General features: G+C 67.4%; 19 protein-coding genes and 1 riboswitch. Of the genes, 13 read left to right on the top strand and 6 right to left on the bottom strand.

The features are described from left to right. Positions 1–40: 40 nt before the first annotated feature. From AC1DNE_RS14370 to AC1DNE_RS14315, 12 genes are all read left to right on the top strand, one after another. A complete protein-coding gene (locus AC1DNE_RS14370; RefSeq protein ID WP_441469180.1) occupies positions 41–946 on the top strand; it encodes a LysR family transcriptional regulator in 906 nt (301 codons plus the stop codon). A gap of 100 nt (positions 947–1046) precedes the next feature. Next, positions 1047–1883: an NAD(P)-dependent oxidoreductase gene (locus tag AC1DNE_RS14365; protein ID WP_441469179.1), complete on the top strand. Its 837-nt coding sequence runs from the start codon at positions 1047–1049 to the stop codon at positions 1881–1883. Positions 1884–1887: 4 nt separating this feature from the next. Continuing rightward, on the top strand, positions 1888–3006 hold the full coding sequence (locus AC1DNE_RS14360; RefSeq protein ID WP_441469178.1) for a 4-oxalomesaconate tautomerase: 1119 nt from the start codon (positions 1888–1890) through the stop codon (positions 3004–3006). Between the two features lie 20 nt (positions 3007–3026). Beyond that, positions 3027–3752, top strand: a complete 726-nt coding sequence (locus tag AC1DNE_RS14355; protein ID WP_441469177.1) for a PIG-L deacetylase family protein — start codon at positions 3027–3029, stop codon at positions 3750–3752. Then, complete coding sequence (locus tag AC1DNE_RS14350; protein WP_441469176.1) at positions 3749–4438, top strand: 4-carboxy-4-hydroxy-2-oxoadipate aldolase/oxaloacetate decarboxylase; 690 nt, start codon at positions 3749–3751, stop codon at positions 4436–4438. Before AC1DNE_RS14355 ends, AC1DNE_RS14350 begins: the two co-directional genes overlap by 4 nt. A gap of 56 nt (positions 4439–4494) precedes the next feature. Further along, positions 4495–5670, top strand: a complete 1176-nt coding sequence (locus AC1DNE_RS14345) for an ABC transporter substrate-binding protein (RefSeq protein WP_476841109.1) — start codon at positions 4495–4497, stop codon at positions 5668–5670. A 31-nt stretch (positions 5671–5701) separates the two neighbouring features. Next, entirely contained in the window at positions 5702–6559 is an 858-nt protein-coding gene (locus AC1DNE_RS14340; RefSeq protein ID WP_476765378.1) for a branched-chain amino acid ABC transporter permease, read from the top strand. Next, positions 6556–7560, top strand: a complete 1005-nt coding sequence (locus AC1DNE_RS14335) for a branched-chain amino acid ABC transporter permease (RefSeq protein ID WP_476765377.1) — start codon at positions 6556–6558, stop codon at positions 7558–7560. The genes AC1DNE_RS14340 and AC1DNE_RS14335 overlap by 4 nt, the downstream gene beginning before the upstream one ends. After that, positions 7560–8312, top strand: coding sequence for an ABC transporter ATP-binding protein (locus AC1DNE_RS14330; protein ID WP_476841108.1), 753 nt, complete (start codon positions 7560–7562; stop codon positions 8310–8312). The genes AC1DNE_RS14335 and AC1DNE_RS14330 overlap by 1 nt, the downstream gene beginning before the upstream one ends. Next, positions 8305–9030: an ABC transporter ATP-binding protein gene (locus AC1DNE_RS14325; RefSeq protein ID WP_476765375.1), complete on the top strand. Its 726-nt coding sequence runs from the start codon at positions 8305–8307 to the stop codon at positions 9028–9030. Before AC1DNE_RS14330 ends, AC1DNE_RS14325 begins: the two co-directional genes overlap by 8 nt. A 25-nt stretch (positions 9031–9055) precedes the next feature. Continuing rightward, the gene (locus AC1DNE_RS14320) at positions 9056–10165 is read left to right on the top strand and encodes a 5-methyltetrahydropteroyltriglutamate--homocysteine S-methyltransferase (protein WP_476803688.1); all 1110 of its coding nucleotides are present in this window, start codon (positions 9056–9058) and stop codon (positions 10163–10165) included. After that, complete coding sequence (locus AC1DNE_RS14315) at positions 10162–11115, top strand: catechol 2,3-dioxygenase (RefSeq protein ID WP_441469169.1); 954 nt, start codon at positions 10162–10164, stop codon at positions 11113–11115. The genes AC1DNE_RS14320 and AC1DNE_RS14315 overlap by 4 nt, the downstream gene beginning before the upstream one ends. A 138-nt stretch (positions 11116–11253) precedes the next feature. Here the strand turns inward: AC1DNE_RS14315 and AC1DNE_RS14310 are convergent, their stop codons facing one another. Genes AC1DNE_RS14310 through AC1DNE_RS14285 form a run of 6 tightly spaced genes read right to left on the bottom strand, consistent with a single transcriptional unit; the run spans position 11254 to position 17079 of the window. Continuing rightward, positions 11254–12021, bottom strand: a complete 768-nt coding sequence (locus AC1DNE_RS14310; RefSeq protein WP_441469168.1) for an SDR family oxidoreductase — start codon at positions 12019–12021, stop codon at positions 11254–11256. Then, on the bottom strand, positions 12018–13010 hold the full coding sequence (locus AC1DNE_RS14305; RefSeq protein ID WP_441469167.1) for an ABC transporter substrate-binding protein: 993 nt from the start codon (positions 13008–13010) through the stop codon (positions 12018–12020). Before AC1DNE_RS14305 ends, AC1DNE_RS14310 begins: the two co-directional genes overlap by 4 nt. A 5-nt stretch (positions 13011–13015) precedes the next feature. Next, a complete protein-coding gene (locus AC1DNE_RS14300; protein WP_441469166.1) occupies positions 13016–13765 on the bottom strand; it encodes an ABC transporter permease in 750 nt (249 codons plus the stop codon). Then, on the bottom strand, positions 13762–14559 hold the full coding sequence (locus tag AC1DNE_RS14295) for an ABC transporter ATP-binding protein (RefSeq protein WP_441469165.1): 798 nt from the start codon (positions 14557–14559) through the stop codon (positions 13762–13764). Before AC1DNE_RS14295 ends, AC1DNE_RS14300 begins: the two co-directional genes overlap by 4 nt. Beyond that, complete coding sequence (locus AC1DNE_RS14290) at positions 14549–15997, bottom strand: acyl-CoA reductase (RefSeq protein ID WP_441469164.1); 1449 nt, start codon at positions 15995–15997, stop codon at positions 14549–14551. The genes AC1DNE_RS14295 and AC1DNE_RS14290 overlap by 11 nt, the downstream gene beginning before the upstream one ends. Positions 15998–16002: 5 nt before the next feature. Then, positions 16003–17079: a LuxE/PaaK family acyltransferase gene (locus AC1DNE_RS14285; RefSeq protein ID WP_441469163.1), complete on the bottom strand. Its 1077-nt coding sequence runs from the start codon at positions 17077–17079 to the stop codon at positions 16003–16005. Positions 17080–17168: 89 nt separating this feature from the next. Next, positions 17169–17296: riboswitch (TPP riboswitch) on the bottom strand. 138 nt (positions 17297–17434) lie between these two features. Here AC1DNE_RS14285 and AC1DNE_RS14280 point away from each other — a divergent pair. Beyond that, complete coding sequence (locus AC1DNE_RS14280) at positions 17435–19111, top strand: cephalosporin acylase I (protein ID WP_441469162.1); 1677 nt, start codon at positions 17435–17437, stop codon at positions 19109–19111. Positions 19112–19304: the final 193 nt, after the last annotated feature.

Genomic DNA, 19304 nt, shown 5'->3' with positions numbered 1-19304 from the left:
TTTCCGTCGGCGGCTGCCATCGCGAGGACCAGGCAATCCCATGCGCGTGGATGTTCTAGGGCTTCAGGCGTTCATCAGCATCGCGGAGCGCGGCAGCTTCCGCGCCGCCGCCTCCCATCTCAACCTGTCGCAGACCGCGCTCAGCCACCGCATCCGCAAGCTCGAGGAATCGCTGGGCACGCCGCTGTTCCTGCGCACCACGCGTCAGGTCTCGCTGACGGCGGCAGGCACGGCACTGCTCCCGCGCGCTCGCCGAATCTTCGAGGATCTGGGATCGGCGCTCGACGAGGTCAGGGTCGATGTCCGGGAGGGCGACGAGCAGGTCTCGGTCGGCTGCCTGCCGACGGTCGCCGTCCATTGCATGCCCTCGGTGATCGCGACCTTCGCCAAGCGCCATCCCGGCGTCGGGGTGAGGGTCCACGACAACTCGGCTTCGGAGATCGCAGACAAGGTGCAGTCCGGCGAGGCGGAGTTTGGCGTCACCATTGTTGCGGCGAATCGCTGGGACCTGGAGCTGAAGCCAGTGGTGAAGGAGCCCTTCGTGCTGGTCAGCCATCGCAGCATGCCGCTCGCCCAGGCGTCGTCGCTGACTTGGGCCCAGTTGCAGGGCGAGCCGCTCGTGCGCATCAGCGCCGAAACCGGGAACCGCATCCTGATCGACGATGCGCTGGGCGCGCGGCGCGAAAGCCTGACCTGGCGCTACGAGGTCCAGCGGGTCGTCACTGCGGTCAGTCTGGTGCGTTCCTGCATCGGCTATGCGGTGGTGCCGCAGCTGGCACTCGATGTGCTCGATGCCGGAGAGCTGGTCGCGGTGCCGCTGCGCGCGCCGGCGGTGACGCGCACGCTCGGCATCATCACCCGCAAGACCGTGCCGCTGCGCCCGGCGGCGCGCGATCTTCTGTCCCTGCTAAGCCAGGCCTTGAAGCGCTCGGTCTCGCCGCGGTGAGATGAATGAAACTAATCAATCGCTGCATTCTTATCATTTGATGAAGCAATGAGCCTGCTCCACCTTTGCTGCGGGAAGAAACGCACAAGGAGTGGCGACGATGGCTGGTTCGGCACCGGCGGCGATCGCATTCATCGGATTCGGTGAGGTCGGGCAAACCTTCTCGCGCGGCCTCCTGGCCAATGGCGCGGCCGGAATTCGCACCTACGACCTGCTTTTCGGCAGGGCTGCCGGGCAGCGGCTTGAGGATGCGGCGCGGCAGATCGGCGTGAGCTGCGGCGTGTCGGCGGCTGAAGCCTGCTCGCAGGCATCCTTCATCTTTTCGGCGGTGACGGCCGACCGCGCCGAGGCCGTGGCTGCCGAGGCAGCGAGCTGGCTGAGACCCGGTCAGGTTTTCGTCGACGTGAATTCGGCCGCGCCTTCGACCAAGCAGCGGGCCGCGAAGGCAGTCGAGGCCAGCGGCGCCGATTATGTCGAGGCCGCGGTGATGGCGCCGGTGCTGAAGCCCGGCCTCAAGGTCGCGATCCTCGCCGGCGGTCCGAAGGCCGAGGTCGTGGCCGAGACGCTGAATGGGCTGGGCATGAACCTGACGCCGGTTTCCGAGACGTTCGGCCGTGCATCGGCGATGAAGCTCTGCCGCAGCATCGTCATCAAGGGGCTGGAGGCGTTGATGGTCGATTGCGCCGCTGCCTGCGAGGCCTGGGACGTCAAGGATCCGGTCTTCGCCAGCCTGCACGCGACGTTTCCGTCGATCGATTTCTATGCGCTGGCCGCCGATATGCGCGAGCGTGTCGCGACCCATGGCATCCGCCGGGCGGCGGAGATGCGCGAGGCGGCTGAGATGCTCGCTGCCGCCGGTCTGGAGCCCGGCCTCGCCAACGCCGTTGCCGACGCCCAGCAACGCGGTGCACGCGCAAACTTCGCAGCAGGAGCGTGAGGCGATGAGCCAGATCGCCGTTCCCTGCATGCTGATCCGCGGGGGCACCTCGAAGGGGGCCTATTTCATGCGCGATGACCTGCCGGCGGATATCGCGGCGCGCGACGCCTTCCTGCTCGCGGTGATGGGCTCGCCGGACAAGCGGCAGGTCGACGGGCTTGGCGGCGCGCATCCGCTGACCAGCAAGGTCGCCATCGTCTCGCGTTCGAGCGAGCCAGGCTGCGACATCGATTTCCTGTTCGCGCAGGTCGGCATCGAGACGGGAACCGTCGATACGACGCCGAATTGCGGCAACATCCTCGCCGGGGTCGGGCCGTTTGCGCTGGCGCTGGGGCTGGTCAAGGCGACCGGCGCGCGCACCAGCGTCCGCGTCCGCACGATCAACACCGGCACCATCGCCGACCTCACCATGGATACGCCCGATGGCGAGGCCAGCGCTGCGGGCGAAGCGCGTATCGACGGCGTTCCGGGCACTTCGGCACCGATCGATATCGGTTTCCTCGATGCGGAAGGCTCGGTCTGCGGCGCGCTGCTCCCGACCGGCAACGTTGTCGATGTGATCGAGGGCGCGCCGTGCACACTGATCGACAACGGCATGCCGGTGATCGTGATGCGCGCGGCCGATGTCGGGCGCACGGGCTACGAGCCGCGCGAGCAACTGGACAAGGACACGGAGTTGAAGGCGCGGATCGAGCGCATTCGTCTTGCGGCCGGGCCGCTGATGAATCTCGGCGATGTCGCCAAGAAGGTCGTGCCCAAGGTTGCACTCGTCGCGCCGCCGCAGGCCGGCGGGGCGATCTGCACCCGCAGCTTCATTCCCCAGGAATGCCACGGCTCGATCGGCGTCTTCGCCGCGGTGACGGTGGCGACCGCCGCAGTGCTGCCGGGTTCGCCGGCGGCCGCCGTTGCTGCGATGCCCGAGGGGCGCGAACGCGCAGTCTCGGTCGAGCATCCCACTGGCGAATTCACCGTGACATTGACGGTTGGCGGAACAGCCGAGCGGCCGCTGGTCGAGCGGGCCGGATTGCTGCGCACCGCGCGCATCCTGATGGAAGGCCGCGCCTTCGTGCCGGCGAGCGTCATGGCGGCGCATGCGGGCAACGCTCGCCGTGCTGCCGAATGATTGAAAGAGGGCTGACGGCAATGGCCGACGCGCAGAAGACAGGTCTGGTGATCACCGCGCATCCGGGCGATTTCGTCTGGCGGGCGGGCGGGGCCATCGCCCTGCATGCGAAGCGCGGGATGCGGGTGAAGATCCTCTGCCTGTCCTATGGCGAGCGCGGCGAGAGCCAGTTCGCCTGGAAGAAGGCGGGGGTGAGGATGGAGGACGTCAAGGCCCAGCGCCACGAGGAGGCCGCCGCTGCGGCCGAACTGCTCGGCGCCGAGATCGAGTTCATGGATGCCGGAGATTATCCGCTGCGGACGACGCCCGATATGCTGGACCGCGCCATCGACATCTTCCACGAGCTGGGTCCGAGCTTCGTGCTGACCCACGCGCTCGAAGATCCCTACAATGTCGACCATCCCGAGGCGACGCGCTTCGCGCAGGAGGCGCGCATTATCGCGCAGGCGGCCGGGCACAAGCCTGATCCGGAGCGCGCCTATGCCGCCCCGCCTGTCTTCCTGTTTGAGCCGCACCAGCCCGAGCAGTGCAATTTTAAGCCGAACGTCATCCTGAACATCGACGCGGTCTGGGAGCAGAAGCGCAAGGCCTTCGAGATCCTGGCCGCGCAGAAGCATCTCTGGGAATACTACACGCGTGTCGCGCTCAACCGCGGCATGCAGGGTGGCCGCAACTCCGGCAAGGCGATGACCTATGGCGAGGCCTATCAGCGGCTCTTCCCGGAAGCGCTGGAGGCGCTGGCATGACCCCCGTCGTCATCCGCACCAAGAAGCGTGCCCCGGCCGCGGCGATGGCCGATCTCGGGGAACTCGGCGTCTCCACCACACATGAGGCGATGGGGCGGGCCGGGCTGATGAAGCCTTATATGCGGCCGATCTACGCCGGCGCGCAGATCGCGGGCGGCGCCGTCACCGTGCTCGCCCAGCCCGGCGACAACTGGATGATCCATGTCGCGATCGAGCAGGTGCAGCCGGGCGATGTGCTCGTCGTAGCCTGCACCACCGACAACACCGACGGTATGTTCGGCGATTTGCTCGCGACCTCGCTCAAGGCGCGCGGCGGCGCGGGCCTCGTCATCGATGCCGGCGTGCGCGACGTGCGCGTGCTGACGCAGATGGGCTTTCCGGTCTGGTCGCGGGCGATCTCGGCCAAGGGCACGGTCAAGGCGACGCCGGGTTCGGTCAATGTGCCGGTGGTCTGCGCCGGGGCGCTGGTTCATCCCGGAGACGTGATCGTCGCGGATGATGACGGGGTCGTGGTGGTGCCGCGGCTGCAGGCGGAAGCCGTCGCGGCAGCCGGCCGCAAGCGCGAGGCCAATGAAGACGAAAAGCGTAGACGCCTGGCCTCTGGCGAACTCGGGCTGGACATGTACGCTATGCGCGAAGGCCTCGCCAAAGCAGGCCTCGTCTATCGCGACGACGAAGACGAATAAGCAGAAGAAAAGCCCCGCCAAAAGGGGACCACAGACATTTCGGGAGGAATGACGGCATGACGCATCGCAGGACAGTTCTGGGTGGAATTCTCGGCCTCACGCTGGCGGCCACGACTGGTAGCGCGGCACTGGCGCAGGAAGCGGTGAAGATCGGGCTGATCCTGCCGATGACGGGGCCCTTCGCCTCGACCGGCAAGCAGATCGATGCGGCGGTGAAGCTCTTCCTCGCCAAGGAAGGCGCGGTTCATGGCGGGCGCAAGCTCGAAGTGATCCTCAAGGACGATGCCGGCAATGCCGATACGACGCGCCGCCTGGCGCAGGAGCTGGTCGTCAACGACAAGGTTTCGGTGCTGGCCGGCTTCGGCCTGACGCCGCTTGCCATGGCGACGGCGCAGATCGCGACGCAGGCGAAGGTGCCGGAGGTCGTGATGGCGGCGGCCACCGCCTCCATCACGGAGGCCTCGCCCTATATCGTGCGGACCTCCTTCACGTTGCCGCAGGCGTCGGAGCCTATGGCGGACTGGGCCGCGGCAAACGGCATCAAGAAGGTCTTCACGGTCGTCACCGATTACGGGCCGGGCATCGACGCCGAGACCTCCTTCGCGGCCAAGTTCAAGGCGGCGGGCGGCACGGTCGAGAGCGTGCGCGTGCCGCTGCGCAACCCCGATTTCGCACCCTTCCTGCAGCGCGTCTCGGAAGCCAAGCCGGACGCGCTCTTCGTCTTCGTGCCGTCGGGGATCGGCGCGCAGTTCATGAAGCAGTTCGTCGAGCGCGGGCTGGACAAGGCCGGCGTCAAGCTGATCGGCCCCGGCGACGTGGTCGATGACGACATCCTCGAAGGCATCGGCGACGTCGCGCTCGGCGCCATCACCACGCATCATTACTCCGCCGCGCATGACAGCCCGGCGAACAAGGCCTTCGTCGAAGCCTTCCAGAAGGCCAATCCCGGCATGCGGCCGAACTTCATGGCGGTCGGCGGCTATGACGGCATGAAGCTGATCGCTAGGGCGTTGGAGGCGACCAAGGGCGACGCCAGCGGCGACAAGCTGATCGCGGCGATGAAGGGGGCGTCATGGGAGAGCGTGCGCGGGCCGGTCAAGATCGACCCCGATACCCGCGACATCATCCAGAACATCTATGTCCGCAAGACGCAGAAGGTCGGCTCGGAACTCCACAATGTCGAGTTCGCGACGATCAAGGACGTCAAGGACCCGGTGAAGGCCCGCAAGTGACGGGCCGGACAGCCAGCCGGGATCGAAGCTCATGCTGACCATCCTGTTCGATGGCGTCGCCTATGGGATGGTGCTCTTCGTCCTCGGCTGCGGGCTCTCCGTGACGATGGGGTTGATGAACTTCGTCAACCTCGCCCACGGCGCCTTCGCGATGCTCGGCGGCTATGTCGCCGTTCAGGCGATGCAGCGGCTCGGCATGCCTTTCCTGGCGTGCCTGCCGCTCGCCTTCCTGGCGGCGGCGCTGGTCGGGATCGTGCTGGAGCGGCTGATCTACCGCCCGATGTACGCCAAGAGCCATCTCGACCAGGTGATGTTCTCGATCGGACTGGTCTTCATGGCGGTGGCCGGCACCGACTGGCTGATGGGCTCGACCCAGCAGTTCATCCATCTGCCGGCCTGGCTGCAGGGCCGCTTCGAGATCGCCGGCATCGGCATCGGCCGCTACCGGCTCTTCGTCATCGTGATCTGTGGGCTGCTGGCATTCTCGCTGCAATGGGGCTTCACGCGGACGCGCTTCGGTAGCCGCTTGCGCGCCGCTGTCGACGATGCGCGGGTGGCGCGTGGGCTCGGCATCCCGGTCAACCGGCTGTTCGCGCTGACTTTCGCGCTGGGCTGCGGACTAGCCGGGCTGGGCGGCGCGCTCGGCATCGAGCTGATGGGCCTCGACCCGACCTTTCCATTGAAGTTCATGATCTACTTTCTGATCGTCGTCACCGTCGGCGGCACCTCCAGCATCACCGGCCCGTTTTTCGCCGCGATGCTGCTCGGCGTCGCCGATGTCGTCGGCAAATATCTCGTGCCCCAGGTCGGCGCCTTCATCATCTACGCGCTGATGGTCCTGCTGCTGATCATCCGGCCGCACGGACTGTTCGCGAGGGCGCGGGCATGAGGGCGGAAACCTTCGAAAGCCGCGTCAGACAGGCTCTCTATGCGGGCCGCCGCTGGCATCCGGCCGAGATCGCCTTCTGGCTGATCGCCTTTGCAGCCTTTCTGCTGTTTCCACGCAACCTGCTGCTGCTCAACGAGATCGCGATCCTGGCGCTGTTCGCGCTCTCGCTTGACCTGATCCTCGGCTATGCCGGCATCGTGTCGTTGGGGCACGCCGCCTTTCTCGGCATGGGCGCCTATGCCGCGGGGCTCTTCGCCAAGCATGTCGGGGGCGATCCGCTCGGCGGCCTCGTCGTCGGCATGGCGGCGGCGGGGCTGCTCGGCCTCGTCACCAGCCCGCTCGTGCTGCGCGGCACGGATCTTACACGCCTGATGATCACGCTCGGCGTCGCGCTGATCCTCTACGAGCTGGCGAATTCCTTCGGCTTTCTGACCGGCGGTGCCGATGGTTTGCAGGGCATCATGATGGGGCCGGTGCTCGGCCTGTTCGACTTCGATCTCTTCGGCCGCACCGCCTATCTCTATTCGCTCAGTGTGCTCTTCGTTCTGTTCCTGATCGCGCGGCGTGTGGTGCACTCGCCCTTCGGGCTCTCCCTGCGCGCGATCCGTGACAATCCGCTGCGGGCCTCGGCCTCGGGCGTACCGAATGCGCGCCGTCTCGCCGCCGCCTACATGCTTGCCGCGGGCTATGCCGGGGCGGCGGGAGCGCTGCTCGCGCAGACGACGCAATTCGTCTCGCTCGACGTGCTCGACTTCCATCGCTCGGCCGATCTGATGCTCGTGCTGATCATCGGCGGCGCCGGCTATCTCTATGGCGGGCTCATCGGCGCCATCGCCTTCAAGCTGCTGCAGGACGCGATCGCGACCTTCACCCCGCAATACTGGATGTTCTGGATCGGGCTTTTCCTCGTGCTCTTCGTGCTCGGCGGGCGCGAGATCATCCATGGCGCGGTCAAGGCCGTTGCCGGCCGTTTCGCTCGCTTTCGACGGGGAGGGGCATGATGAGCGTCGCTCTCCAGACCTTCGACCTCGTCAAGAGCTTCGGCGGCATCACCGCGACGGATCATGTCGACTTCACGCTGGCAAAGGGCGCCCGCCACGCGCTGATCGGTCCGAACGGCGCCGGCAAGACGACCTTCGTCAACCAGCTCACAGGCGTGCTCAAGCCGAGCTCCGGCCGCATCGAACTGATGGGCGAGGACATCACAAGGCTGCCGCGCGAGGCGCGGGTGAAGCGTGGCCTCGCCCGCACCTTCCAGATCAACCAGCTCTTCGCGACGATGACGCCGCTGGAGATGATCGCTCTCGTCACCTCCGAGCGGCTCGGGCGCGGCAGCCATCCCTTCCGTGCGCTCGACCGCGATGCGGAACTCGTAGAGCAGACCGCCGAGATCCTGGCGCGCTTCAAGCTGGGCGACATCATGGACCGGACGATCGCGACGCTGCCCTATGGCAAGCAGCGCCAGATCGAGATCGCCGCTTCCTTTGCCGCGAGGCCCAGCGTGCTGCTGCTCGACGAGCCCGCCGCCGGCGTGCCGGAGGCCGAGCGGCGCGAATTGATGCAGACGGTCGCCGAACTGCCCGACGACGTCTCGGTGCTGCTGATCGAGCACGACATGGATCTCGTTTTCCGCTTTGCCACGCGCATCACCGTGCTGGTCAATGGCCGCGTGCTGGCGGAGGGCACGCCCGACGAGATGGCGCGCGACAGGAGCGTGCGTGCGGCCTATCTCGGCGAGGGCGCCCATGTCTGACGCATCGACGCCTGAGCTCCTGCAGATCGAGAAGCTGAGCGCCGGCTATGGCGAGGCGCAGGTGCTGTTCGACATCGATCTCACTCTCGCCGAGGGGCATTCGCTCGCGCTGCTCGGCCGCAACGGCGTCGGCAAGACCACGCTGGTCAACAGCATCATCGGCGTCACGCGCCGGCGCGGTGGGCGGATCGTGCTGGCGGGGCGCGACCTCTCCACCGCTTCGCCCGAGCAGCGGGCGCATGCCGGCATCGGCTGGGTGCCGCAGGAGCGCAACATCTTCAAGTCGCTGACCGTGCTCGAGAACCTGACGGCGGTCGCCCGGCCGGGGCCGTGGGATGTCGCGCGCGTCTTCCGCATGTTCCCGCGGCTGGCCGAGCGGAAGGCCAATCTCGGCAACCAGCTCTCGGGCGGCGAGCAGCAGATGCTGGCGATCGGCCGGGCGCTGATGCTCAATCCAAAGCTGTTGCTGCTCGACGAGCCGACCGAGGGGCTTGCGCCGATCATCGTCGAGGAATTGCTCAAGGCACTGAAGGCCCTGTTCCGCGAGGAAGGGCTTGCTGCCATCGTCATCGAGCAGCATGCGCGCAAGATCCTCGAACTGACGGACGACGCCATCGTGCTCGAACGCGGCCGCGTGGTCCTGGCCGAGCGCAGTGCTACGCTCATCGCCGAGCCCGCGCGGCTCGAACATCATCTCGGCCTCGCCGCCGCAGCATGACCATCAAGAACCGGGAGGAAACATTATGACACAGAGAAAGAAGCCGCCATTCCGGGGCGATATGGTTGGAAGCCTGCTGCGCAGCGCGCCGGTGAAGGAGGCCCGCGCCAAGGTCGCCGCCGGCGAGATGGCGCAGGCCGAGCTGACCCGGATCGAGGACGAGGAGATCAAGAAACTCGTCCGCAAGCAGGAGGAGATCGGGCTGCAGGCGGTGACCGACGGCGAGTACCGCCGCGCCTTCTGGCACTTCGATTTCCTCGACGGCTTGACCGGCGTCACGAGCTACGAGACCGACTCGGGGATCCAGTTCAAGGGCGTCGCGACCAAGGGCCACGGCATCCGCGTCACCGGCAAGCTCGACTTCCCGGCGGATCATCCGCATCTCCAGCATTTCAGGTTCCTGGCCTCGGTCACCAGCCGCGTGCCTAAGATGACCATTCCGAGCCCGTCGATGCTGCACTATCGCGGCGGGCGAAAGGCGATCGATCCGAGCGCCTATCTCAGGATGGAGGATTACTACGACGACCTCGGCAAGGCTTACGCCAAGGCGATCAAGGCCTTCTATGACGCCGGTTGCCGCTATCTGCAGCTCGACGACACCAGCCTGTCCTATTTCTGCGATCCGGAGCAGCGCAAGATGCTGGCGGATCGCGGCGACGATCCGGACAAGCTGATCTTCGTCTATCGCGACGTGCTCAATGCCGCGCTGAAGGCCAAGCCGGCGGACATGCAGATCACCACCCATACCTGCCGCGGCAATTTCAAATCGACCTTCATCGCCTCGGGCGGCTACGAGCCGGTGGCCGACATGGTCTTCAACCAGATCGATGTCGACGGCTACTTCATGGAGTGGGACGACGACCGCTCCGGAGGTTTCGAGCCGCTGCGCTTCCTGCCCAAGGGCGACAAGCAGGTCGTGCTCGGCCTCGTCACCTCCAAGTTCGGCACGGTCGAGAGCAAGGACAATCTCAAGCGCCGCATCGAGGAGGCGACGAAATACGCCGCGCTCGAACAGCTCTGCCTGTCGCCGCAATGCGGCTTCGCCTCCACCGAGGAAGGCAATGTGCTGGCCGAGGACGAGCAATGGGCCAAGCTCTCGCGCATCCTCGAAGTCGCGAAGGAAGTCTGGGGATGAGCAGCGAGCCCTGTTTCGACATCGCCCATCTCGGCCATGTCGAGCTCTTCACCAACAAGCCCGAGGCGAGCCTCGACTTCTTCGTCAACATCTTCGGGCTGACCGAGAGCGGACGCGAGGGCGACTCGGTCTATCTGCGTGCCTGGGACGATTACGAGTTCCACACGCTGAAACTCACGGCGTCGAACACCACCGGCGTCGGCCATATCGGCTATCGCGCCTCGAGCGAGGCGGCGCTGCTGCGCCGCGTCGCCGCGATTGAGGCGCTGGGGGCCGGTATCGGCTGGAGCGAAGGCGATCTCGGTCACGGCCGCGCCTATCGCTTCCGCGATCCCGACAACCACATCTTCGAGATCTATTTCGACACCAACAAGTACGTTGCCCCCGAAGGCGAGCGGCCGGCGCTGAAGAACCAGGCACAGCGCAACCATGGCCGTGGCTGCGCGGTGCGTCGGCTCGACCATCTCAACCTGCTGGCGCAGGACGTCGCGGCGATCCGAGACTTCATGCCGAAGGCGCTCGGCAGCCGCATCACCGAGCAGATCGTGCTGGATTCGGGGGAAGTCGGCGGCTGCTGGTTCACCGTCAACAACAAGAGCTACGACATCGCCTATACCCGCGACCACACGCCGGCGCAGGGCCGCTTCCACCATGTCACCTATGCGGTCGACCAGCGCGAGCACATCCTGGAGGCGGCCGATCTCTTCCTTGAGAACGGCGTCTTCATCGAGACCGGCCCGCACAAGCACGCCGTGCAGCAGACCTTCTTCCTCTATGTCTATGAGCCGGCCGGCAACCGCGTCGAGATCGCGAATGCCGGGGCGCGGCTGATCCTCGATCCGGACTGGCAGACCGTGACCTGGACCGAGACCGAGCGGAAGAAGGGGCAGGCCTGGGGGCTCAGGACGATCGAGAGCTTCCATACCCATGGGACGCCGCCAGCGGCGTAGGGATAGCGTGGCGGCCTAGTGTGGAGATGAGCCCTGGCGGAAACACGCCGTCATCCCGGATCGGCACCGCTGACGCGGCTTGTCCGGGATGACACCGTGAGTTGGTGTCACATCAGCAGTCGCTAACCACCCCGCGGCTCAGGCCATCACCAGCCCGCCATCGACATGCAGCGTCTGGCCGGTGACGAAACCGCTCCAGTCACTGGCGAGGAAAAGGACAGGGCCCGCGATATCGGCCGGCGTGGCGATGCGGCGCAGCGGCGTCTGCGCGACCAGCATTTCGCGCACCTCCTCCGGCGTCGCCTCGCTCGCCTGTGTCGGATAGACCAGCCCCGGTGCGACGCAGTTCACCCGGATGCCGAGCGGGCCAAGCTCGGCCGCGAGGTTGCGGCTGAAGCCGATGAGCGCCGCCTTGCCGGTGGTGTAGTCGTGATAGGGAATGCTCGGGCGCGTCACCAGATCGCTCGCGAGATTGACGATGCTGGCGCCGCTGCGGCGCTGGAGCAGCGGCAGCATAGCCCGGCAGACCGTGTAGGTCGCCTTCACCGCGCCCTCGAACTGCTGGCCATAGGCCTCCCAGGGCGTCTCCCAGAAGCGGGCGCGATTGTCCGGGTCGAAGCGATAGGGCGCGAAGGCGTTGTTGACGACGACGTCGAGCCGGCCGACCTCCTCCGAGATGCGCTCGGCCATGGCGGCGACCGCCTCGGGCGAGGTCACGTCGGCCGCGATGGCCAGCGCTTCGCCGCCGAGCGCGCGGCATTCCGCGGCGACGGCTTCGGCTGCCCCATCGTTCGTCCGGTAGTTGACGATGACGATCCCGCCCTCGGCGGCGAAGGCCTTCGCGATCGCTGCGCCGATGCCGCGGCTCGCGCCGGTGACGAGGATGGACCGGTCGCGGAATTTCACGGCGCGCCGTCCTTCTGCGGGATGAGATCGCTCTTCACGACGGCCTTCATATCGAGCGGGCGGGCGATCAGGCCGAGGCTGCGGAAGGTATCGGCACCTTTCTGCAGTGCGTCGAGATCGAAGCGGCCGAGACCCTCGCGTTCCGTCGTCTGCGAGACGCTGGAGAGGTTGCGCAACTTGATGATCTCGAGATTGACAGCCTCGTCGCGGCCGTTGATGGCCCGGGTGACGGCGAGGCGGGCGGCTTCAGCGGGATTCGCGATCATCCAGGCGGCGGCGTCGCGATAGGCGGCGAGGAAGCGCTTCAGCAGCGGCTTGTTCTGCTCGTAATAGCTTTCCTTCACGACGAAGATGTCGCTGGGCAGGTTGAGCTGGTCGCGGACCTCGATGACGTTGGCGTCGCCCAGTCCTCGGGCGCGGGCGACGAGCAGGCCGGTATCGGTCGCGGCCGTGGCGTCGACCTGGCCCTGCATCAGCGGCGCGAAATTGAGCAGGCCGGTCGGCTGGATGGTGACGTCCTTCTCGTTCAGGCCGACCTGATGCAGCAGCACGAGCAGGTTCTGATAGGTGCCGCTGGCGAGGCTGTAGACGCCGATGCGCTTGCCCTTGAGATCGGCTGCCGAGCGGATGCCGCTGCTCTTGAGCGCGACGACGTTGAAGACGTTCTGCGGATAGATGTTGTAGATCGCGACGAGCTTCTCGCCCTTGTCGAGCGCGAGATAGAGCGCGGCGGGATCGGTGAAGGCGACATCGGCCTGTCCCGCGATCAGGGTCTGGAGCGCTGCGCCGCCGCCATTGCCGGGCACGTAGTCGAGCGCGATGCCCTTGGCCTTGAAGAAGCCTTTGTCCGGCTCGGCCAGCAGATTGGTGATCTCGCTGATCGGCTGGCTCCAGCCAGCGACGGTGACCTTGTCGAGTGGCTGGGCTGTAGCGTGCGAGGCGGCCAGCCAGGACAGGGCGAGCAGGAGAAGGGCGCGCAGCGTGGACATGGGATCTAGCCTTTCGAGAAACGGTGCAGGACGCGGCGCTCGAGCAGGCGCACGGCCTCATAGAGCAGCATTCCGAGAGCGGTGATGACGATGAAGAGCGCGAAAATCAGGCTCGAATCCATCACGCTCTGGGCGGCGATGATCGAGGCGCCGAGGCCGATCCGCCCGCCGATGAATTCGCCGACGACGGCGCCGACCAGCGCCAGCACGACGGCGACACGCAGGCCCGCCATGATGACGGGCAGCGCCGCCGGCAGTTTGAGGCGCAACAGCGTCTGAAGGCGGCCGGCACCCAGCATGCGGAAGAGCTCGCGCCGGGCGGGATCGACCTCGCTGATCCCGGTCAGCGTGTTCTCCATCAGGGGGAAAAAGCAGATCAGCGCCGTGATCACGACGGTCGGCGTCATGCCGAATCCGAACCAGATGATGAAGAGGGGCCCGAGCGCGAGCTTGGGCACGAGCTGGCTCGCGAGGATATAGGGGCGCAGCAGCCGGCTGAGCGCGGGGACTTCCGCCAGCAGGATGCCGACGCCGAGCCCGACGACAGTGCCGATGCTCAGGCCCAGAGCCATTTCTGCGGCGGTGACGGCAAGATGCGGCCAGAGGCGGCCGGTGGTGATCTCGCTCCACAGCGTTGCGAGCACGGCAGAGGGCGGCGGCAGGACGAGCGCCGAGAGGCCGCCGAGCCGGCACCAGGCTTCCCAGCCGGCAAGCAGGGCGAGCAGCAGCAGGAGTGAGGGCAGGCGCGCCGTCATGCCGCCGGCCTCCGGCTCGTGGCGGCCTGCGGCCCGCCATCCATGGCGTCGCGCAGATCGTGACAGGCCGCGGTGAAGCCTGGAGTGTAGCGCATGTCGCGGTGGCGCGGGCGGGACAGCTCGATACGGCGCGCATGGGTGAGCTGGCCGGTGGCCATCACCGCGACCTTGTCGCCGAGATAGACGGCTTCGCCGATATCGTGCGTTACGAAAAGCGCGGTCGTGCCGTTGAGCGCGCAGAGCCGCAGCAGGTCGTCCTGCAATTCCTCGCGCGTCAGGGCGTCGAGCGCGGCAAAGGGCTCGTCGAGCAGCAGCAGGTCCGGGTTACCGACCAGCGCGCGGGCGACGGCGACGCGGCTCTGCTGGCCGCCGGAGAGCTCGGAAGGCCGGCGTGCGGCGAAGTCCGTAAGTCCGACGCGGGCGAGCAGATCGAGCGCCGCGTCGCGGTCGACGGCCGTCGGGCGGCGCTTCAGCGAGATCGGCAGCAGCACGTTGTCGAGGGCGCTCAGCCAATCGAGCAGGGTGGGAGCCTGGAAGACGAAGCCGGCTCGCGGGCTTGGGCCCTGCAGCGGCTCACCGCCGATGCGGATGGAGCCTTCTGTCGGCATGAGCAGGCCGGCGGCGAGCTTGAGCAGCGTGGTCTTACCGCAGCCGCTGCGGCCGAGCAGGCAATGAATTTCGCCGCGCGGGATGGCCCAGTCGACGCGATCGACGATGGCGGGGCCGGACGCGTCATAGCTATATCCGACCTGCTCGATCGCGACGAAGCCGGGCATGGCAGGGTCAATCGACATAGGGTGCGAACCCTTCCGCCACGGCCTCAGTGCTCTGCTCGATCTCGGTCAGGGTGACGAGATCGAGCAGGCTGAAGCGCCCGTCATGATGCCAGCCGGCTTCCGGCGCGGTCATGCGTCCGAGCGGGGCGACGCGGCTGACGCCGACCGCGCCTAGCCGCTCGGCGAGCAGGAACAGCCGCTCGGGCGCCACAGCGACACCCGCCGTCTGCAGGAAGCTGCGGTAGGGCGCGACGAGGGCGGGGACCTCATCGAGGCTGTCGACCGAGACCAGCTTGAGCATGCGGTTCAGGCCAGTCGGGCTCAGGGTTTCGGGCGCCTCGACATGGATCACGCTCCAGGAATCGCTGGGCTCGCCGAGGAGTTCGGCCCCACCGTCCATCGCGCGCATCTCCTGCGCGCCCCGCCATGCGGCGATCGACGCGGCTTCGCCTTGCGACAGGGCGCGGCGTGGATGGCGATGGACGAGGGCGCCGAGCTCCTGCGCGAGGTAGCGCGCGAATTCGGCGGGGGCGACCCGTCCGCCGCGCTCGACGAAGAGCAGCTGCGGCGAGTAGCAGCCCTGCTGCTCGTAGCGGGCGACGTCATGGGCCGCGAGCCGGGCGAGCGCCGGTGCCTTGCGGCTGTCGAGCGCTTCGCGGGCGATGACACCGAAACCGATCTTGTGGCCATGCGGCAGGAAGCGCGTGGTGACCGGCAGCTTGGCGCGCAGGGCCGCGAGCGTGTCGTTGCCGCCATAGGCCATGACGGTGTCGGCTTCGCGCAGGAAAACCGGTTCGGCCGCCGCTTCGCCGCCCTTCCACCAGACGATGGCGAGGCATTCGCCGAGTTCCGGGTCGATCTCCGCGAGGAGGCTGGCGAACCACCCCGCGGTCAACGGCTCGGCCGAGGCGAGCTTGCCCACGCTGCCCGCCTTGACCAGCAATCCGCAGATCAGGCTCCAGAGCGAGAGCGCCGGGACGTTGCCGGCCCAGACATGCAGCAGCAGTTCCGGGCCGTGGGCGCGCAGGTAGCCGCCCTTGGGCGTCGGCTGGAAACCGTCGAGCACGGCGGGATTGGCGAAATCCTCGGCCAGGAAGCGCAGGAGCTGCGGGCGCCGGAAGGTCTTGAGATAGCCGGTCAGGCCGAGGCGGACCGTCTCGCGATCATAGCCGGTGACGATCGGCAGGAGATGCTCGGCCTTGCGTCGGAGCGGGTGCCCGCGGTCGAGCAGACGCGCGACGGCGGCGTCGATCGCGGTGACGATGCGGGCGGTGTCCATCCGCTTCAGCCGGGCGCGTGCATTGCTGCGCACATGCTCGCAGAGAGCCGCGGCCTGTGCTCCGTCGAGCTCCGGCAGCGCGATAGTGACGCTTTCGCCCCAGGCACTGTGACTGACCTCGCGCCAGCGGAGCGCCTCGCGGTCCAGGCCGGGCAGATGGCCTGCGTGCTCGATCACGGCGGTCAGCCCCGCGCCGCCGCAAGGAACTCGGCCACCGCGACCGAGCAGCCCTTCGAGGCTTCGCCGTCGACGCGGCCGAACAGCTTGAAGCCACCCGGGACGATCTCGCCGGCGTCCTCGGTCAGGATCGCGGAAACGCAGTTGAAATGCGCGAGGTCGTGATGGACGATGACGCCCCGCTGGCCTTCCGGCAGGTCCGCCCCGGTCAGCGGATCGACGACGCGGCTGCGGATCCAGTGCGGGCCGGATTTGACCGAGGGGCAGGTCTCGTTTCCGTCATCGTAGAGCTGCGAACTCAGCTCGGTCATCCCGTACATGTTGATGCAGGCCGAGCGCGGCACGCCGAAGGCGGCTGCGAGCCCGTCATAGAACTCATCAGGGCCGAGCTCCCGTGACTGGCCCTTGAAGCCGCCGGTGTCGAGGATCAGGCTGCCCTCCGGCAGGGCGAAGCGCCGGCCGCTCGCGGCGAGCGCGTCCAGCACGGGCACGAAGGAATAGCTCGCGCCGAGAAGGGAATAGGGCTCACCGCTCGTCTCCGCCTGCTCCAGCGCCGACAGAAGGCCGTCCAGGTCGAGCCCGTCCGCATTGATGAAGACTTGCGAGTCCGGCGTGCCGCACTCGCGCCGGGCGAGCGAGAGGTAGGTGGCGAGCGAGGAGTTCGGCAGCTTCGTCTCGTCAGGGAAGAGGATGCCCATGCGGATGCGCTCGCGGCCACGCATGAAACGCGCGCGGAAGTTCACCAGCATCGAGCGCTTCCAGACGTCGAGCGTCGGGTGGTAGCTGCGGCCGCGCACGCCCTGCGTCGTGCCGCTCGTCATGAAGACATGGCTTGCCGCCTCCGGCGGGCTGCAGCTCAGCGTCAGATCCTTGAAGGCGGTGATCGGCACGGCGGGGATGTCGCGCCAGCGTCTCACCGAGAGCGGCGTGCGGCCGCGCTGCAGGGCAAAGCGCTTGTAGGGCTCGTTGTTGCGGAACTGATAGGTGAAGACTTTCAGCGCCATCGCCTCGAATTCGGCTTCCGTGGCATCGGGAAGCGAGATGAACGCGAGGAGCGCCTCGATGATCTCGGCTTGCGTCACTGCGGCTCACTCCGTTCGGACGCTCGCTGGCAAGCCGGGAGCGTCGATCGCAACAGGATCATGGGCGCAAGCTGGAATCAGGGCCTGTGACGGCCGCATGTCCCGCATCCCTACGCCGGTATGATCCGGATCAGGTTCGGAGGGTCACCGCGTTGCCGGGTTTGACGCCCGGCCGGCGGAATCTCAGCCTCCTAGCGAGGCCCCCCTGGGAACGGGTTTTAGGTGGGGCTTCGGGCCATGGCTTGTCAAGCATTGCCGGCGCAGGGCCCGCCGCTTTCGGCGAGAAGCCGGGACATGGCGCGCATGCTGAAGAAGAGGCTCGACGCGGGCCCTCAAAACCGTTTCTGTGCCGGCCATGAACGTTCCTGCGCCGCCACCCCGCATCGCCTCCTTTACCTGCGAAAAGAAGCCGGCCACGGGCTCGCGCGGGATGGTCGTCACCAATCATCCGCTCGCCTCGGCGGCGGGCGCGCAGATGCTGCTCGGCGGCGGCAATGCGATCGACGCCGCTGTCGCCTCGCTCTTCGCGCTGACCGTCGCCGAACCGATGATGGTCGGCATTCTCGGTGGCGGCCTGAGTCACATCCGCCTCGCGGATGGACGCCATGTCGTGATCGACAATCTCTCGACCGCGCCGGGCCATGCGACGCCCGACATGTATGACTGCCTGTCCGACGAGATCGGCAGGCAACGCGACACCCGCGACCGCGAGAACGTCGTTGGCGCCAAGGCGGTGGCGGTTCCCGGCGCGCTGAAAGGCTGGTGCGAGGCGCTCGCCCGTTTCGGCACGCTGCCGCTGGCCGAGGTGCTGCAACCGGCGATCGGGCTGGCGGAGCGCGGCTTCGTGGTGACGCCCTATCTGTCGAACTGCATCACCGACAACGCCAGCGATCTCGCCCGCGATCCCGGTCTTGCGGCGATGCTGCTGCCAGGTGGGAAGCCGCTTCAGCCGGGCATGCGGCTCGTCCAGGCCGACTATGCCGCGAGCCTGAAATTGATCGCGGCGGAGGGGCCGGAGGCGCTGTATGGCGGCAAGCTCGGGCGGGCGCTGACCGACTATATGGCGGCGAATGGCGGCCTGATCGATCAGGCCGACCTCGCGAACTACAAGATCGAATTGCGCGAGCCGATCCGGGGCTCTTATCGCGGCTACGAGATCATCGGCCCGCCGCCGCCCTCGTCCTCGGGCGTGCATATCACGCAGATGCTCAACATTCTCGAAGGCTACGATATCGGCTCGCTCGGCTTCGGCTCGACCGATGCCGTGCATCTGCTGGCCGAGGCGCTGAAGATCGCCTTCGCCGACCGCGCCGTGGCGACGGCCGATCCGGCCTTCGTCAAGGTCCCCGTCGCGAGGCTGATCGACAAGGCCTATGCCGACGAGCGCCGCGCCTTGATCGCGATGGGGCAGGCGAAGAGCTGGACAGCCGGGCTTTCCGGCGGCGAATCCGCGGACACCACCCATGTCACCGTCGCGGATGCGCAGGGCAACGTCGTCAGCGCGACGCAGACGATCAACGGCTTGTTCGGCGCCTGCGTCCAGATCCCCGGCACGGGGATGATCGCCAACAACTACATGTTCAACTTCGATCCGCATCCCGGCCGCGCGCTCTCGATCGCGCCGGGCAAGCGGGTCTTCACCTCGATGGCGCCGATGATGGCGCTGAAGGAGGGCAGGCTCGCCTTCGCGCTCGGCCTGCCCGGCGCGCTGCGCATCTTCCCCTCGGCGCTGCAGGCGATCGTCAACCTGATCGACCATCGCATGACATTGCAGGAGGCGGTCGAGGCGCCGCGGGTCTGGACCGAGGGCGGGGTGCTCGAGCTCGAGGAGGCGATCCCTGAAGCGGTCGCGCAGGAGCTTGCGGCACGCGGCCACCGGATCGTGCGCTCGCCGCGCGTTGCCGGCGGCATGAACGCCATCGCCTTCAATGCGGACGGCACGCTGACCGGGGCCGCCTGCTGGCGCGCCGACGGCACGCCGGTTGCCATCTCCGGCGGGCTTGCCCGTGCCGGCGCGCGCTTCACGATCTGATCGAATTGCCGGACCTTTCCATGCCCGAGACCATCGTCCTCCTGGACATGACCAGCCCCGAGCGGGCCGACCGGCTGCGTGCGCTGCTGCCTGATGGCTTTGTGCTGACGCATGGGACCGCGCGCGGCGACGAGCACATGAAGGAGATCATCGCGGAGGCCGACTACGCGATCTCCGGGCAGGTCGGCGTTTC

This window comes from Allobosea sp. 05L423 (assembly GCF_056397745.1).
Note: the sequence above shows the minus strand (reverse complement) of the source record. Positions and strands in the feature narration are given on the sequence as shown.

Bases quoted from the DNA above. Each gene is read 5' to 3' on its own strand.
- AC1DNE_RS14370 (WP_441469180.1), top strand. From the start codon at position 41: ATGCGCGTGGATGTTCTAGGGCTTCAGGCGTTCATCAGCATCGCGGAG.
- AC1DNE_RS14365 (WP_441469179.1), top strand. From the start codon at position 1,047: ATGGCTGGTTCGGCACCGGCGGCGATCGCATTCATCGGATTCGGTGAG.
- AC1DNE_RS14360 (WP_441469178.1), top strand. From the start codon at position 1,888: ATGAGCCAGATCGCCGTTCCCTGCATGCTGATCCGCGGGGGCACCTCG.
- AC1DNE_RS14355 (WP_441469177.1), top strand. From the start codon at position 3,027: ATGGCCGACGCGCAGAAGACAGGTCTGGTGATCACCGCGCATCCGGGC.
- AC1DNE_RS14350 (WP_441469176.1), top strand. From the start codon at position 3,749: ATGACCCCCGTCGTCATCCGCACCAAGAAGCGTGCCCCGGCCGCGGCG.
- AC1DNE_RS14345 (WP_476841109.1), top strand. From the start codon at position 4,495: ATGACGCATCGCAGGACAGTTCTGGGTGGAATTCTCGGCCTCACGCTG.
- AC1DNE_RS14340 (WP_476765378.1), top strand. From the start codon at position 5,702: ATGCTGACCATCCTGTTCGATGGCGTCGCCTATGGGATGGTGCTCTTC.
- AC1DNE_RS14335 (WP_476765377.1), top strand. From the start codon at position 6,556: ATGAGGGCGGAAACCTTCGAAAGCCGCGTCAGACAGGCTCTCTATGCG.
- AC1DNE_RS14330 (WP_476841108.1), top strand. From the start codon at position 7,560: ATGAGCGTCGCTCTCCAGACCTTCGACCTCGTCAAGAGCTTCGGCGGC.
- AC1DNE_RS14325 (WP_476765375.1), top strand. From the start codon at position 8,305: ATGTCTGACGCATCGACGCCTGAGCTCCTGCAGATCGAGAAGCTGAGC.
- AC1DNE_RS14320 (WP_476803688.1), top strand. From the start codon at position 9,056: ATGACACAGAGAAAGAAGCCGCCATTCCGGGGCGATATGGTTGGAAGC.
- AC1DNE_RS14315 (WP_441469169.1), top strand. From the start codon at position 10,162: ATGAGCAGCGAGCCCTGTTTCGACATCGCCCATCTCGGCCATGTCGAG.
- AC1DNE_RS14305 (WP_441469167.1), bottom strand. From the start codon at position 13,010: ATGTCCACGCTGCGCGCCCTTCTCCTGCTCGCCCTGTCCTGGCTGGCC.
- AC1DNE_RS14300 (WP_441469166.1), bottom strand. From the start codon at position 13,765: ATGACGGCGCGCCTGCCCTCACTCCTGCTGCTGCTCGCCCTGCTTGCC.
- AC1DNE_RS14295 (WP_441469165.1), bottom strand. From the start codon at position 14,559: ATGTCGATTGACCCTGCCATGCCCGGCTTCGTCGCGATCGAGCAGGTC.
- AC1DNE_RS14280 (WP_441469162.1), top strand. From the start codon at position 17,435: ATGAACGTTCCTGCGCCGCCACCCCGCATCGCCTCCTTTACCTGCGAA.